General features: G+C 62.7%; 17 protein-coding genes and 1 tRNA gene. 14 read left to right on the forward strand and 4 right to left on the reverse strand.

Features of this window, described 5'->3' with window-relative positions; translation table 11 throughout:
- Positions 1-685 precede the first annotated feature (685 nt).
- The 3 genes from MY55_RS13965 to MY55_RS13975 are packed head-to-tail and all read left to right on the forward strand — an operon-like array spanning position 686 to position 2038.
- Positions 686-1072: a hypothetical protein gene (locus MY55_RS13965; RefSeq protein ID WP_146008285.1), complete on the forward strand. Its 387-nt coding sequence runs from the start codon at positions 686-688 to the stop codon at positions 1070-1072.
- 38 nt (positions 1073-1110) lie between these two features.
- Positions 1111-1674, forward strand: a complete 564-nt coding sequence (locus MY55_RS13970; RefSeq protein WP_043580661.1) for a hypothetical protein — start codon at positions 1111-1113, stop codon at positions 1672-1674.
- Positions 1667-2038: a hypothetical protein gene (locus MY55_RS13975; RefSeq protein ID WP_059184246.1), complete on the forward strand. Its 372-nt coding sequence runs from the start codon at positions 1667-1669 to the stop codon at positions 2036-2038. The genes MY55_RS13970 and MY55_RS13975 overlap by 8 nt, the downstream gene beginning before the upstream one ends.
- Positions 2039-2116: 78 nt before the next feature.
- Here the strand turns inward: MY55_RS13975 and MY55_RS13980 are convergent, their stop codons facing one another.
- On the reverse strand, positions 2117-2806 hold the full coding sequence (locus MY55_RS13980) for a Bax inhibitor-1/YccA family protein (RefSeq protein ID WP_043580657.1): 690 nt from the start codon (positions 2804-2806) through the stop codon (positions 2117-2119).
- A gap of 183 nt (positions 2807-2989) precedes the next feature.
- Between MY55_RS13980 and MY55_RS13985 the strand changes: the two genes are divergently transcribed.
- The 4 genes from MY55_RS13985 to MY55_RS14000 all read left to right on the forward strand — a co-directional run bounded on the left by MY55_RS13985 (position 2990) and on the right by MY55_RS14000 (position 5565).
- Positions 2990-3074, forward strand: a tRNA-Leu gene (locus MY55_RS13985).
- A 376-nt stretch (positions 3075-3450) separates the two neighbouring features.
- A complete protein-coding gene (locus tag MY55_RS13990) occupies positions 3451-3867 on the forward strand; it encodes a PaaI family thioesterase (protein WP_047238200.1) in 417 nt (138 codons plus the stop codon).
- 118 nt (positions 3868-3985) lie between these two features.
- Positions 3986-4720 (forward strand): Phenylacetic acid catabolic protein, encoded by a 735-nt coding sequence (locus tag MY55_RS13995; RefSeq protein ID WP_052941734.1) that lies wholly within the window; start codon positions 3986-3988, stop codon positions 4718-4720.
- Between the two features lie 41 nt (positions 4721-4761).
- Positions 4762-5565, forward strand: coding sequence for a hypothetical protein (locus MY55_RS14000; protein ID WP_065202560.1), 804 nt, complete (start codon positions 4762-4764; stop codon positions 5563-5565).
- Between the two features lie 46 nt (positions 5566-5611).
- Here MY55_RS14000 and MY55_RS14005 read toward each other — a convergent pair whose 3' ends face one another.
- Positions 5612-6076: a hypothetical protein gene (locus MY55_RS14005; RefSeq protein ID WP_043580653.1), complete on the reverse strand. Its 465-nt coding sequence runs from the start codon at positions 6074-6076 to the stop codon at positions 5612-5614.
- Between the two features lie 140 nt (positions 6077-6216).
- On the opposite strand from MY55_RS14005, the gene MY55_RS14010 reads away from it, so the two are divergent.
- Together MY55_RS14010 and MY55_RS14015 are read left to right on the forward strand one after the other, a co-directional pair.
- Complete coding sequence (locus MY55_RS14010) at positions 6217-7161, forward strand: AraC family transcriptional regulator (RefSeq protein WP_065202561.1); 945 nt, start codon at positions 6217-6219, stop codon at positions 7159-7161.
- Positions 7158-7667, forward strand: coding sequence for a NuoB/complex I 20 kDa subunit family protein (locus MY55_RS14015; RefSeq protein ID WP_047238193.1), 510 nt, complete (start codon positions 7158-7160; stop codon positions 7665-7667). Before MY55_RS14010 ends, MY55_RS14015 begins: the two co-directional genes overlap by 4 nt.
- 18 nt (positions 7668-7685) lie before the next feature.
- Here MY55_RS14015 and MY55_RS14020 read toward each other — a convergent pair whose 3' ends face one another.
- A complete protein-coding gene (locus MY55_RS14020; RefSeq protein ID WP_065202562.1) occupies positions 7686-9386 on the reverse strand; it encodes an ATP-binding SpoIIE family protein phosphatase in 1701 nt (566 codons plus the stop codon).
- 259 nt (positions 9387-9645) lie between these two features.
- Between MY55_RS14020 and MY55_RS14025 the strand changes: the two genes are divergently transcribed.
- From MY55_RS14025 to prmB, 5 genes are all read left to right on the forward strand, one after another.
- The gene (locus MY55_RS14025; RefSeq protein ID WP_043580647.1) at positions 9646-10215 is read left to right on the forward strand and encodes an aminodeoxychorismate/anthranilate synthase component II; all 570 of its coding nucleotides are present in this window, start codon (positions 9646-9648) and stop codon (positions 10213-10215) included.
- Entirely contained in the window at positions 10215-10604 is a 390-nt protein-coding gene (locus MY55_RS14030) for a lysozyme inhibitor LprI family protein (protein ID WP_043580645.1), read from the forward strand. Before MY55_RS14025 ends, MY55_RS14030 begins: the two co-directional genes overlap by 1 nt.
- A gap of 12 nt (positions 10605-10616) precedes the next feature.
- A complete protein-coding gene (gene trpD / locus MY55_RS14035) occupies positions 10617-11645 on the forward strand; it encodes an anthranilate phosphoribosyltransferase (RefSeq protein ID WP_043580643.1) in 1029 nt (342 codons plus the stop codon).
- A gap of 68 nt (positions 11646-11713) precedes the next feature.
- Positions 11714-13090, forward strand: coding sequence for a phosphomannomutase/phosphoglucomutase (locus tag MY55_RS14040; RefSeq protein WP_043580641.1), 1377 nt, complete (start codon positions 11714-11716; stop codon positions 13088-13090).
- An 81-nt stretch (positions 13091-13171) separates the two neighbouring features.
- Positions 13172-14074: a 50S ribosomal protein L3 N(5)-glutamine methyltransferase gene (gene prmB, locus MY55_RS14045; protein WP_065202563.1), complete on the forward strand. Its 903-nt coding sequence runs from the start codon at positions 13172-13174 to the stop codon at positions 14072-14074.
- 113 nt (positions 14075-14187) lie between these two features.
- Here the strand turns inward: prmB and MY55_RS14050 are convergent, their stop codons facing one another.
- A complete protein-coding gene (locus tag MY55_RS14050; protein ID WP_065202564.1) occupies positions 14188-15108 on the reverse strand; it encodes a LysR family transcriptional regulator in 921 nt (306 codons plus the stop codon).
- Positions 15109-15193: the final 85 nt, after the last annotated feature.

The raw sequence follows: 15193 nt of genomic DNA on the forward strand, positions 1-15193 counted from the left end.
TTCCCGCCTCGTTAAGCGCCCGTTTCGCATCCACTCGACCGCGCGCATTTCGCCAACACGGGGCGAGAATATCACATAGAAAATTTTTGTTATAGTTTAATACATACTATAGCACTACAAAAAAATGAGCCACTTAGGCAGGTAGATGGAATAAAATCCGAGAGAAATCACAAAAATACATAAAAATCAGATAGATATAAAACATCCGCTACTCAAATGCTCAAGCGCCAGTGGCCGCCAGCGCCACACCCAGCCCATGCCAGCAACCACCATCGAAGAAACCCCTTGATGCCCACAAAGAAAAACATATACTATAATTACTATTATGATGAACATTTTATCATGATATTGTGCGACATGCCGGTTCTGCGCCTCCTCATCGCGCCGAAACCACCGCATAACGCCCCACTTTCAGGAGACCCAGATTGGCTCACGACACAACCAGCCCTGGCGCTGCGGCAGCGGGAAGCGCCGGCGCGGCAGCCGCTCCAGGCGAGCATTCAACCGAAGTGCTGCTGAATCTTGAAGACCGCAACCACTTCCTCCGCATCGCTCACGAAGCCCAGAAGGAAGCCACAAACGAGCCTCTCGGCCCGAACCAGCCTCGCAAAACCGGCCCAGGCAATCACACCGCGCCGTCTAAAAATCCGATGTAGCGCCGGCGACATCGACCGGGGACACCACCATGTGCACGCAAAACGCACTTGAAAATTACCGCCTGCAATGCCTGGCTATCAGAATGCTGGAGCAAGCCGCGCTCGACATGGCCGTCAAGCCGCGCAACCCCAACGAAGCCGGCATCACCAAGCAGGAGCGCTACATGAGGAATCAGGCAGCCAGCCACAAGCAAGAAGCGGAAAAATGGCTGAGCGACCTGACGGAAAAAGCGAATGGATTCAACTTCCTGCTGTGCTCCGCCGTCATCGGCGACCACCTGAAGCTGAACAACCTGCCCACCGATGAAATCGCCTCGCAGATACGCAAGGCGGTGCTGCAGGCGCCCAGCGAGATGGCGCTGGTCTTGAGCAATCTACGCAGGAACATGATGAACGAAGTCGCCCCCGCCCAGTGAGGCGCGCCCGAGGCATCCCAATAAAAGATTTTGGCAAAATGAATGCGAAAGAACTGAAACTATCGGATTACGACCCGTCGCCAACCCAGATGCGAGGCGCCGACTGGAAAACCCACCCTTGCCGGGTTCCGCACCGGGGCAAACCCGCCAAAGGCTCGGCGATTCTGCCCCACGGCTCATTTGTGCTGATCGAACAGCTCAGCGGCTTTCTGCCACTGAAGCAGCTGGTAGTCAGGGCATTCCTGCACCAGGAAGATTGGGAACTCAGCGCCAGGGCTCTGGTCAGTGAACACCATGAGCACCAGCACGAAGCGTGGCACAGCCGCGTCATCCAGCAAAAAGACGTCATCCAGGATTTCGGCTGCTACTCAAGCTACATCTCCCGCCCGGAAAACACCCAATGGCATGAAACCATTCTGCGGCACCAATCCGAATGGCATGGCTCGCTGGACATGATACGCCTGATCGAATCCCTGAAAAAAACCAATCCCGCCATGAGCAGAGACGCCGTCAGGGCTGCCGAAACCCTGCTGAACGGATGGTATCGCCAAGCCAGCGAAGCGCTGCGGGACGCAACCGGCCGACACGCGCAATATGCTTAGCCCGCAACCGAACGCCGTGCAATTCAGCCGCGTCAGGCAATTTTTACGAGCCCGGGCAGGCAATTTCCAGATCGAGCTGTTTTCATCGCCATCGTCTAGAAACACCATCGCCATCAGCATCGAAGCCTTCAGCGCCGACGGCGTCTTCCAGGACGCGCTGGAGCGGGAGATGCAATTCAGCATGCTGGACGCCGCGTTCATGATCGCGCACGGCACCAGCGAAGACTTGATGATGATACTCGGCTGCTGCCAGCAGCTTGCCCGGAGCGCCCTGTGCGCCGCGGGCGACTGCCCCGGCGGCTGGCCCGACCGGCAGGAAGAGCTGAAATCGGTGCTGTCGCTGCCATGGAGCCTGGCGGTTTAGATCGCTCCGCCCATGAAAAAACCCTCCGCCAAAGGCGGAGGGTTTTTCGTTGCGGGCGTCGCCGCCGGCTCGGCTGGATCAGTCGCGGTTGCCGCCAAAAGCCAGCAGCAGTTGCAGCAGGCTGGTGAACAGGTTGTAGATGCTGATGTAGATGGACAAGGCAGCGGAGATGTAGCTGTTCTCGCCGCCGTCCACCACCACCTTCACCTGCCATAGGATCATCAGCGAGCTGAACAGCGCGAAGGCGGCGGAGATCATCAGCTGGAACGCCGGCATGCGCAGGAACAGGTTGGCCACCACAGCCACCATCAGCACGATGGCGCCGACGGTCAGGAAATTGCCCAGGCCGGACAGGTCGCGCTTGGTGGTGGAGGCGATGCCCGCCATCACGAAGAACACCAGCGACGTGGCTGCGCCGGCCGTCATGATCAGCTGCCCGCCGTTGGAGAATTTAAGCGCGAACTGCAGCAGAGGCCCCAACAGCACGCCCATCATGAAGGTGAAACCCAGCATCAGGAACACGCCGGCCGAGCTGTAGCGGTTTTTCTCGATGGCGAACACCAGGCCGTAAAACACCGCCATGATCAGCAGCATGCCGATGATGGGACTGCCGGCCAGGAAGGCGAAGCTCATATGGGTGCCCACGATGGCGCCCATGACGGTCGGGATCATCGACAGGCCAAGCAGGCCGTAGGTATTGCGCAAGACCTTATGGCGGGCGTCCGCCATAGGGGTCGATTGATAGGCCGTTTGAAAATCCGGGTGCATGTGAAGCTCTCCTGAGTGAGTTGTTCTGTGAAACGCTTGGAATTGTAAGCAAGAGACCCTGTCGGAGGGAATAAGTTTCCGTCGTCGGCCAAACACTTGTCTTAATCTGGCTGTTGGGTTAACATTCCGTCCTCTTCGAGATTGAATGTGGGTGGCAGATCACTCGTTTTCAAGTCTCGAAATGCGAGAGTGGCGGAATTGGTAGACGCACTGGATTTAGGTTCCAGCGCCGCAAGGCGTGAGAGTTCGAGTCTCTCCTTTCGCACCATCCCTGGTTTTTCTTCACCCCTGCGTTTCGCCTTAAAGCCCGTAAATCAAGGCCTCCTTCAATAAGCGCTCCAAACCAAGCCTTCACAAGCCCCCTGTAATGCGCTATGGCTTGTCGCAAATTCGCCCCCAAGCTGTCCCAATCTAGCTCGGCCTTCGAACAGTTTGCCCTGCCGGCCACGGCGAAGCGACAGGCGCCGCCGCCCTGCCAGCCAAACCCGCCCCGATTCGACAATCACACCACGCGAAAGCAATCCTAAAGTACAGTTTTTGCTTATTGCCGTAGTTCTACGATTGCCGCCAAGCCGCAGCCGCGCCTAGATTGTTTGAACATAAACCAAATCGCCGGCCCGCGCGCCGAAGGCAAGAATTCCCCGATGAAACAAGACGCTCCGTTGCTGCTGGATGTCGCGCAAGCCAAAAAAATCCTCGCCGAATCGCCTTTCGGCCCCTGGTGGAATTTCCAGGTCGAGGCCGTCTCGCCCGGCAAGGCGATTTTGCGCCTGCCATTGAAACCCGAGCACTATCGTCCCGGCGGCGTGGCGCAAGGTGGCAGCATGATGACGCTGGCCGATGTGGCCTTCTGGCTGGCGCTGATGACGGTGGCCGGGGTAGACACGCCCGCCGTGACGCTGGAGATGAAAACCAATTTCCTCAGAGCAGCCCGCACCGACCTAAGCTGCGAGGCGGAAGTCATGACCGCGGGACGCCGCATCCTGTACGGCACCGCCACCATAACGGATAGCGAAGGGAAGATCGTTTCCCATCACACGCTGACCTATATCAACGCCTGAAAATCACGGGCACCGCCCCGCTCCCGCCGCCGCGCGGGAAGGCTGGGCATTTGTCATTCCGGATCCATGCAAGGGGAAACCAACGCGTCGTTACGCCAAATATTCAAGAGGCAAGCAAATGGAACACCATACATACCACCATCCGCCCGGCACCATCGAGCACGCGGACATGCCCGACGAATTTCGGGAAATCCTGATTCATCAGATGCTGGCCAATGGCGAGGGCGAGCTCAGCGCCGGCGATACCTATGTCGACTCCTTCTATCCTTTGGCGCCTAACGCCGACGAAAGATACATTTGCGTCAAATTCGCCGCCGAAGAAGTGGATCATTTCCGCCGCTTTGCCCGGCTGCTGGCCGAAATGGGGATAGACACCTCCCACATGCTCCGACAAGACAAGAAAGAGCGCCGCTTTTTCGCCGCCGAAAGCATGACTACCGACTTCAACACCTGGGAAGAACGCGCGGCTTTCAGCTTTCTTTGCGAGCTGGAGGGCCATTACCAGATCAAGGAGATGGTGGACAGTCCATACCGGCCGCTGGCCATCGAGGCCCGGGAGATTCTCAAGGAGGAGGCCATGCACTTCGCCCACGGCGCCTTGCTGATGCGCCGGGCCCGCGAACAGGCCGACTCCCGCCACCGCGCCCAGCAGGCGCTGGACAAGATGTACCCGATGGCGCTGGACATGTTCGGCAAATCCGACTCGCGGCGCAGCCGGCTGGCGGTGAAATGGGGCCTGAGAACGTGCACCAACCATGAGCTGCGGGAGGTCTACCAACGCGACATCGATCAACACATCGTCCGGCTGGGATATCGCGTCCCCGACGCCAGCGCCGGCAGAAAATATTTCTAGATCATGCACAAAGGGGGTTTCGACCGAAAAGAGAGGATCCCATGAGCACCACCACGATTGAACAGCTAAGCCGGATAGTCCAGAGCCACCGCGCTTACACCCACCCCATCTTCCAGCATTGGGCGCATGCCGCGCCGGATGCGGAAGCCTGCGCCGCTCTATTCCACCAGATCCAGGCCTTCTGCGCCGCCACCCGCCCCGGGCAAGCCTTTCCCGGCGCGCTGGAAATGCTGGGCTTGATCAGCCAGGCGCAGTTAATGGCGGAAATCGCGCAGTCCGAACAAGGCCACGGCGCCGACCTCGCCAGAATGGCCGGCCATATCGTCAACCGCAGCGGCGCGCGCCCGCGCTTCGCCGACGTCAATGACCAGCAGCAAGTGGAAACCGAGCTCAAGGAGGCATCGGACCGGCTGCTGGCCGACCATCCCGGCTATGAGCGCCCAACCGGCCTGCTGCTGCAAACCCGGCGGGCCATGGCGGCCTTCCAGCGCCGGGCCCGCAGCGACTTCGATTCCACGATGCGCAACCTGGGCACCGCCTTCGCGCTGGAAATCATCTCCAACCGCGCGTTGATTCCAGGGGAAAAACAGGCGCTGGTGGACACCGGCCATTACGGCGTCAGGCTGGAAGACCCGGAAATGCATTATCTGCTGGACCACTGGGGCGAATGCGGCGCGGAGAGCCAGCATGAGAACCACGTCCGCGAGGCCGTGGCCGCCACGCTGACCGCCTCCACCGCGCCGCTGATCCTGGAAGGCATGCTAGACTTCCTCGATCCGTTGGCCGAGATGTGGGACGTGCTGGACCAAAGCCTGCTGCACGCCTGCGCCGGCCACGCGGCGTAAGCCCCGCGCCCAAGGCTCGGCTAGCCGCCGGGCCTTGGCCATGCCGCTAGCGCGAACACGCCAGCGAGCATGCTTTCAGCGCCACCGGGTCCGGATTGCGCACGGTCTTGACGTAGCCGGTCGCCCGGCAATGGTCGTCCGCCGCGAAGGCATACTCCTCCAGCACTGGATATTGCTGATCCGAGACATGGGCCGTCGCCGTCTGCAGCACATGGCCGCTCAGCCCGCCGATCTCCGTTTCGGCGAAACCGCCGGAGCCGGTGATGTCGATCTGATATATCCATTGGGAGCCGTCAAACCGGCGGATCGCATCCTCCTCGCCCGACACCTTCACCAGGGAGCGGCTGCCGTCCGCCGCCGTCGTCACACACTCGCCGGCGCAACGATAGCGGCCCTCGATATCCGTCAACGTCCGGCACTGCCCCGCGGCGGCATCCGCTGCCGACGCAGCCTGTACGCTCAATATCGCCGCCAGCGCGATCGCCGCGGCCCAATATCCGTGCCCGCTCATAAACGCTCCTCGTCGAATGCCTGGAAACCTCGCTTCGGCGGCGATGGCCTCGCCCATTCAATATGGCACAAGCATGAAGAATCGCGATGCCGCAGTAAAAATGCGGGCGGGGCGGCCGGCATGCGAATATCATTCACCGCATGTCGAGATTACTGCTCCCGCCTTCCCCGCGCCTGGCGCCGCTGATCCGCTACTTCCATCTCCAGCTGGAGGGCAGCGGCCTCGTGCGCATCCCCGCCACGCCCTTCCCTCTGATCGGCGTGCTGCTGGCTGGTCAAAGCCAGGCGGAAATCAACGGCCGCCCGCTGGGCTGCACGCCCCGATGCTTCGTCAGCGGACCGTTCAGCCAGCCGATAGCGATACGCCTGTCGCCCGGCACGCGCTTCATCAGCGCCTTGCTGCGCACCGGGCAGCTAAGCAGGCTGTTCCCGCTCGATTGCCAGCGCATCGCCGATCAAAGCTGGCCGCTTGAGGAACTGGCGGGCCGCCCGGCGGCGGATGCGCTGCATGACGCCCTGCAAGCCGCGCGCCAGCCCTGGCAGATGGCGCGCATTCTGGAAGATTGGCTGCGGCGGCAGGCCGCGCGCCGCGAGGAGGCCAAAGACGGCGGCCCCTTGCTGCTGCCGCCGGACTGGCTGTTCGCCGACAGCCGCGCCCTGGCCGAGCGCTGCGGCCTGGGCCTGCGCCAATTTGAGCGCCGCTTCCTGGCTAGCTATGGCCAGTCATTGCGCGACACCCGCCGCCAAATGCGTTTCGTCAGCATGATGGGGCTGCTGATCTCGCGCCCGGACGCCGCCGGCCAGCTGGCCGGATTGGCGGCGGACTGCGGCTATTTCGATCAGCCGCACATGGCGCGCGACTTTCGCGCGCTGTCCGGCCTGACGCCGGGGGATTTCCTGCGCCGCAGCCATGGCGACCGCAACCTGGAAATGAGCCTGATCCAGTATCAGGACCACGAGCTGCCGCTGGTGCTGGGCGAAGGCAACCGCGACATTCTGCTGCCGCCCGATGTCGTTTCGGTACAAGCCGGCGGCGCCCGCCATGGCTACAGTGGCGCCATCGTCGACTCGGAAGCCATGCCATGACCCCAAGCCTGGAAAAAAACGGTTACATGCTGACCACGCTGGATAGCCTGTTCGGCGCCAGCCAGAGCAACAGCTTGTGGTATTTGTCCTTCGGCCTCGCCTGTTGCGCGGTGGAAATGATGCACGCGGCGGCGGCGCGCTACGACATGGACCGCTTTGGGCTGATTCCGCGCGCCACGCCGCGCCAGGCCGACCTGATGATCATCGCCGGCACGCTGACCAACAAGATGGCGCCGGCCATGCGCAAGGTCTACGACCAGATGGCGGAGCCGCGCTACGTGCTATCGATGGGTTCTTGCGCCAACGGCGGCGGCTATTATCACTACAGCTACTCGGTGGTGCGCGGCTGCGACCGCATCGTGCCGGTGGATGTCTACGTGCCTGGCTGCCCGCCTACCGCCGAGGCGCTGCTTTACGGCCTGATGCAGCTGCAGGCCAAAGTGAGGCGCAACGCCACCGCCAGCGGCAGGGCGCTGCCGGGCGCCGCCGCGACCGCTCCGCGCTGAACCCCGCCACAGCCGGAATCAAAGGGGAAATTCAGCCACCACCTCGCTGCCGCAGCCATGGAAAACCAGCTGGCGGCACAGGGCCCGCACCAAGGGCAGGCCGCGGCCGCTCGGCAGTTCGGACGGCTCCCTTCGCAAGCCCTCCAGCAGCGAGACATGATCGAAACCCGCGCCGCTGTCGCACAGGCGGATGAATATCCCGTCCCGCCCCTCATGGCGGCGGCGCTCGATCCGCAAGGCCACCCAGCCTTCGCGCAAGCCGTTCAAACGCTCGCGCCGCAGCACGAAGTAGCGCTCATAGCCGTCCGGTTTCGCCTTGATTTGCGAATCCAGCCGCAGCACGCCATGGTCCAGCGCATTGTTGAACAACTCGGTGACCACCAGCAGCACCTGCTTGAACTGCCCGCCGCGCAGGCCCAATTGGTTCAGCCAGCCTATCAGCATGGGAAGGGCCTGATCGCGGCGCAATTCCTCCGCGTTGAATTCCAGCTGGATCTGCCAGTTGGACAGCAGGCCGCCGTCGTCGCGCTCCAGCGGCTCGGCGCCCCGCTCCGCCGCCATGCTCGCGTCGGCCTCCAGCCGCACCACACCCAAGGAGATGTCGTCGCGGTTCTTGACCCCGCCCAAGTGCGCCAGCACCGCCAGCCGTATCGCGTCCAGCGGCGCGTCCTCTCCAGCCCGCGCCAGCGCTTGCAACACGCCGCGGCTGCCGAATTGCCGGCCTTGCGCGTCTTCCGCCTCGGTCAAACCGTCGGAGCACAGCACCAGCTGCCCGCTCTGCTCCCAGAAATAGGTTTCGCTTTCCCAGCGGAAGTCTTCCACGCCGAAAATGCCCAGCGGCGGAAACTGCGATTTCCACTCCTTGAGCAGCGCGCCGTCATCGGCGGCGAACACCACGCAGGGCATGCCGCCGTTCCACACCTCGATGCGGGCTTGCTCCCAGTCGATGGCGACCAGGGCGGCGGCGACGAAGCGCCCCACCGGCAGCAGCCGGTTCAGCTTGGCGTTGATCTCGCGCGCCATCGCGGTAAGGGGAAAACCGCGCCGGACCATCGCGTAGAAAATGTCCACCGCCGGCAAGCAGGCCAGCGCCGCCGACAGGCCATGGCCGGTGCTGTCGGCCAGCATGATGCACAGCTGCCCGGTCGGCGACAGCGCCCGCGCCAGCACGTCGCCGCTGAATTGCTCGGCCGACAATTGCCAGCCGCACACGCCGGGCAGGTCCTGCTCCTCGCTGCCGACGATGCTGTCCAGCACGTGCTTGGCGAAACGCTGCTCCCGCTCGTTGCTATTGTAATAGTTGAGCAGTTTTTGCGAGTCGGCCGAAATCCGGCTTTGCATCTCGCAGATGCGCTGCATCACCCGGATCTTGGCGGCCAGCATGGTGAGGTTGATCGGCTTGACCAGATAGTCGTCGGCGCCCACGTCCAGGCTGCTGATGTGCGCCTCTTCATCGCTGCGGGCGCTGAGGAAGATGATGGGCAGCCAGCGGTCGCCGCAAAGCCGGCGGATCTCACGGATCGCTTCTTGCCCATCCATCACCGGCATCATGCAGTCCATCAATATCATGTCGGGCAATTGCCGCCGGCACTGCTCCACCGCCTGCCGGCCGTTTTCGGCATACCGCACCGCATGCCCCATTTCCTCGATCACCAGCCCCATCAACCGGCGGGTGGCCTCCACGTCTTCCGCCACCAGCACGGTGAACGTTCTTTCCATCGTCGCTTCCTGACTATCCGACACCATTCAATCTGCGATATGACGCATAAGCGCATCCATGTCAAACCCGAAGCAGGGCCTCGCCGCTTGCGGCTTCCTTCCCCCAGAGGCCGGACGCCCCCCGCGCCGGTAGGCTGCGCATGCCGCCGCTATCCGGTATAGTGGATCTCATATCCGCCCCGCGCTCGACAGAGCGCCGCCGGGGCACTGAACAGCTGGAATGGCAACAAAATCCAGCGCAATCAAGGATTTAACCCCGATGCTGTTGATGATAGACAACTACGACTCCTTCACTTACAACCTGGTGCAGTATTTCGGCGAACTGGGCCAGGACGTGAGGGTGTTCCGCAACGATGAAATCTCGCTGCAGCAGATAGAAGAACTGCAGCCCAAATACCTGGTGATCTCCCCCGGCCCCTGCACCCCCAACGAGGCCGGCGTGTCGGTGCCGGCCATCCTGCACTTCGCCGGCAAGCTGCCCATCATGGGCGTGTGCCTGGGCCACCAGGGCATAGGCCAGGCCTTCGGCGGCAAGGTGATTCACGCCAAGCAGCTGATGCACGGCAAGGTGTCGCCAGTCAGCCATCTGGACAAGGGCATGTTCCGCGGCCTGCCCAATCCGGTCACCTGCACCCGCTACCATTCGCTGGTGATAGAGCGCGAATCGCTGCCCGATTGCCTGGAAGTCACCGCCTGGACCGACGACGGCGAGATCATGGGCGTGCGCCACAAGACGCTGCCGATCGAGGGCGTGCAGTTCCATCCGGAATCCATCCTCACCGAACACGGCCACCAGATGCTGGACAATTTCCTGAAGGAATTCGCCTGATGCGCATGCGGCTGACGCTGGCCTTAGCCCTGCTCGCCTCCCCCGCGTGGGCGGGCGCGCTGGACGACTGCGCGCAAAGCGCCGCCGATACGCCGGCCGTCGCGGCCTGCCTGCAGCAGCGCCACGCCGACGCGCAACGCCTGCTCGCCGCGCAGGAGGACAAAAGCCTGGCGGCGATGCGCAAGCTGGACCGCGCCAGCGACAACCGCTTCCACGCCGCCCGCGCCCTGCTGCGCGCCCGGCAAGCGTACCAAACCTACCGCCGCCAGCAATGCGACTGGCTGGCCGCCAGCTACGCCAGCGGCAACGGCGCCGACCGCGCCCGCCTGGCCTGCCAGATCGACCTGGACACGCAAAGGCTGGCCGAGCTTGGCCGCCAAGGCTCATAGGAATCCATCATCATGATCAGCCCGCAAGTGGCCCTGAACCGTCTGATCGACGGCAATGAACTGTTTTACGACGAAATGCTGGACCTGATGCGCCAGATCATGCGCGGCGAATTGAGCCCGGCCCAGACCGCCGCGATCCTGATCGGCCTGCGGGTCAAGGTGGAATCGGTTTCGGAAATCGCCGCCGCCGCCACCGTGATGCGCGAATTCGCCACCCACGTGCCGGTGGCCGACCGCGCCAACCTGGTGGACACCTGCGGCACCGGCGGCGACAAGTCGCACACGTTCAACATCTCCACCACCGCGGCCTTCGTCGCCGCCGCTGCCGGCGCACGCGTCGCCAAACATGGCGGCCGCTCGGTATCGTCCAGTTCCGGCAGCGCCGACGTGCTGGAACAGCTGGGCGTCAATCTGGCCCTCAGTCCGGAACAGGCCGGCCGCTGCATCGACGAAATCGGCCTGGGCTTCATGTTCGCCCCCAACCACCACAGCGCGATGAAGCATGTCGCGCCGATACGCAAGGAACTGGGCGCGCGCACCATCTTCAACATCCTGGGGCCGCTGACCAACCCGGCCGATGCCGACAAGCAACTGATGGGGGTCTTCCACCCCGACCTGGTGGGCATCCAGTCCCGCGTGCTCAAGCAGCTGGGCAGCAAGCACGTGATGATCGTGCATGGTTGCGACGGCCTGGACGAATTGACACTGTCCGGCCCCAGCATGGTGGCCGAGCTGAAAAACGGCGAGATACTGGAATACCAGGTCGAGCCCGGCGAATTCGGCCTGATGCGCTGCGAACTGAAAGACCTGCGCGCGGACACCGCGGAACAATCGCGGCTGCGGCTGCTGTCGGTGTTGGACGGCGAGCCCGGCCCGGCGCGCGACATCGTGTTGTTCAATGCCGGCGCGGCCATCTATACCGCCGATATCGCCCCAAGCCTGGCCGACGGTGTTACCATGGCGCGCGAAGCGTTGGACAGCGGCAAGGCGCGCCAGAAGCTGGATCAGCTGGTGGCGCTCAGCCGGCAATTCGGCAACTGAAATACGGACAAGGCGGCCTGCGATAGCGGCGCCGCCCTTCAAACACAATCGACCGCAACAAAACCATCATGAACAAACTATCCAAAGACATCTTCAAGGCTTATGACATTCGCGGCATCGTCGGCAAGACGCTGACCGCCGCCGTCGCGCGCCAGATTGGCCAGGCCGTGGGTTCGGAAGCGCTTGCCCGCAAAGTGCGGGCCATCGTGGTGGGTCGTGACGGTCGACTGTCCGGCCCGGAACTGTGCGAAGCGCTGTCCGAAGGCATCCGCGCCGCCGGCGTGGACGTGATCGACGTCGGCCGCGTCGCCACGCCGATGCTGTACTTCGCCGCCCACCAACTGGGCACGCTGTCCGGCGTGATGGTCACCGGCAGCCACAACCCGCCCGACTACAACGGCTTCAAGATGATGCTGGCCGGCGACACCCTGGCCGGGCAGGACATTCAGAAACTGTACCAACGCATCGTCGACGGCGATCTCGCCGCGGGCGAAGGCGGCTACCGCACCGAAGACATCGCCGAAGCCTATTTCGAGCGCATCACCTCCGACATCAAGCTGGAGCGCCCGCTGAACATCGTGGTGGACAGCGGCAACGGCGTGGCCGGCGCCTTCGGCCCGCTGCTGTACCGCCGCCTGGGCTGCAAAGTGCGCGAACTATTCTGCGACGTGGACGGCACCTTCCCCAACCACCACCCCGATCCGGCCAAGCCGGAAAACCTGAAGGACGTGATCGAGGCGCTGCAGAAAACCGACGCCGAAATCGGCCTGGCCTTCGACGGCGACGGCGACCGCCTGGGCGTGGTCACCAAAGACGGCAACATCATCTGGCCGGACCGCCAGCTGATGCTGTACGCCGCCGACGTGCTGGAACGCAATCCCAAGGCCAAGGTGATCTTCGACGTGAAGTCCACCCGCCTGCTCAAGCCCTGGATCAAGCAAAACGGCGGCGTGCCGGTGATGGCGCGCACCGGCCACAGCTTCATCAAGGCCAAGATCAAGGAAACCGGCGCGCTGCTGGCCGGCGAGATGAGCGGCCACGTGTTCTTCAAGGAGCGCTGGTACGGCTTCGACGACGGCATCTACACCGGCGCCCGCCTGCTGGAAGTGCTATCGCGCGTGGAAGACCCGAGCGAGCTGCTGAACGCGCTGCCCAACGCGGTATCCACGCCGGAGCTGAACCTGAAAATGGCCAAGGAAGGCGAGAACCACGCGCTGATCGCCAAACTGCAGGAATCCGCCAGCTTCGACGGCGCCGAGGAAGTCAACACGCTGGACGGCCTGCGCGTCGAATACAAGGACGGCTTCGGCCTGGCCCGCGCCTCCAACACCACGCCGGTGATCGTGCTGCGCTTCGAAGCCGATACCGAAGAAGCGCTGGAAAGAATCAAGGGCGACTTCCGCCGCGTGCTGGGCACCGCCACCAGCGCCAAGCTGCCGTTCTAAAGCTGGCCGCCGCCAGGCGGCAGCGCCAGACTACCAGGGGACATGGGCCGACCATGTCCCCCTTGCATTGAAAGGAAACCCATGTACCAACAGGCTGCCAGCCATTTCAGCACCGTGCGCGACCTGCTGCGCTTCGCCGTCACGCGCTTCAACGAAGCCGAGCTCACCTACGGCCACGGCACCCACAACGCCCACGACGAAGCGGCCTACCTGATCCTGACCGCGCTGCAGCTGCCGATAGACCAGCTCGACCCCTATCTGGACGCCAAGCTGCTGCCGTCCGAACTGGAAGACGTGCTGGAGCTGATCCGCCGCCGCGCCGAAGAGCATGTGCCGGTGGCCTACCTCACCAATGAGGCCTGGCAAGGCGAATTCAGCTTCTACGTGGATGAGCGGGTGCTGGTGCCGCGCTCCTTCATCTACGAATTGCTGGGCGAGCCGCTGGAGCCGTGGATCGAACACCCGGAACTGGTGCATCGCGCGCTGGACCTGTGCACCGGCTCCGGCTGCCTGGCCATCCAGCTGGCCCACCACTACCCCGACGCCGAAATCGACGCGGTGGACATTTCTCTGGACGCGCTGGAAGTGGCGTCGATCAATGTCGAGCATTACGGCCTGCAGGACCGGATCAACCTGGTTCACACCGATATGTTCGAGGGCATAGAAGAAAAATACGACCTGATCATTTCCAACCCGCCCTACGTCGATGCCGAGTCGGTTGACGCGCTGCCGGAAGAATACCTGCACGAACCGGAAATCGCGCTGGGCTCCGGCGAAGACGGCCTGGACGCCACCCGCGAAATCCTGCGCCGCGCGCCGGAATTCCTCAACGAGCGCGGCGTGCTGATGGTGGAAATCGGCCACAACCGCGACATGCTGGAAGAATGCTTCCCCACCCTCCCCTTCATGTGGATGGAGACGCAAAGCGGCGATGGCTTCGTGTTCCTGCTGACGCGCGAAGATATCGTAACCGCCGGCATCTAATTAGACCGCAAAGCCGCCAACGCGAAAAAGTTGGCGGCTTTTTATCATCCATCCCGATCTTTCCGACATCATACTCAAGAGCCGGGTCGCCAAGACATTGCCGCTTGCGGATGCTACCAGCCGCTCTTGCCATCCCCCCTGGGCCGATATGGCTCAAAGTGCTTATCCAGATGGCTGACGAAGGCCCGCACTTTCGCCGACAGGTTGTTCTTCATCGGATAGACCGCGTGAATGTCGGCCGCCGGAAACCGCCAGTCGCCGAGCACTTCGCGCAATCGTCCCGAACGCAGATAAGGCGCGACGTTCCACTCCGAGCGCAGCAATATCCCCAGCCCCCGCAATGCCCAGCTGACCGCTGCCTCGCCATCGTTGGTCGAGACGGTCCCGCGGACCTTCACATTGGCTTGCGTATTGCCTGAGTGAAGGTGCCACGCGCCATAGGTTTCGTCGCTCTCCCGGATCACAATGCAGCGGTGGCGCTGCAGATCCATCGGGGAGACCGGCGCGCCGAAACGCTCCAGATAGGCCGGCGATGCGCATAACAGGCGGCGATTGCTGGCGATTTTCCTGGAAGTGATGCGAGCGTCGGGCAACTCGCCGAAGCGGATGCAGACATCGAATCCCTCTTCGATCAGATTGACCGGGCGGTCGGACAACGATAACTGAACGTCGACATCGGGATAAAGCTCGACAAAGTCCGCTATCGCCGGGGCGATGAACTGGCGGCCGAAGCCGAAGGTCGCATTGACGCGCAGCAGCCCCTTTGGGATGGCCTGGGCGCTGGCCAGCCTTTGCTCCAACTCCTCCAGCTCCCCAAGAATCTTTTTCCCCTCCGCCAGATACAGCTCGCCTTCATGCGTGACGGCCGCTCGCCTCGTCGTGCGGTTCAACAGCCGAATGCCGAGCCGCGCCTCCAAATTGGCCAAGCGACGGCTGACGGCGGCGGTGGATACGCCCAGTTCTTGCGCCGCGCCGGACAGCGTGCCCGCCTTCACCACTTCCAGGAAAAAAGCGACGTCGGATATGGAGTTCATTTTTGCATTTAAGTTAAAAACAGTTTTATATTTCAATTATTGTACAGAAATTTGCAATCCACTAACTTGCCTCCAAAGGAAGCCG

Source organism: Chromobacterium subtsugae (assembly GCF_001676875.1).
GTDB classification, from domain to species: Bacteria; Pseudomonadota; Gammaproteobacteria; order Burkholderiales; family Chromobacteriaceae; genus Chromobacterium; species Chromobacterium subtsugae.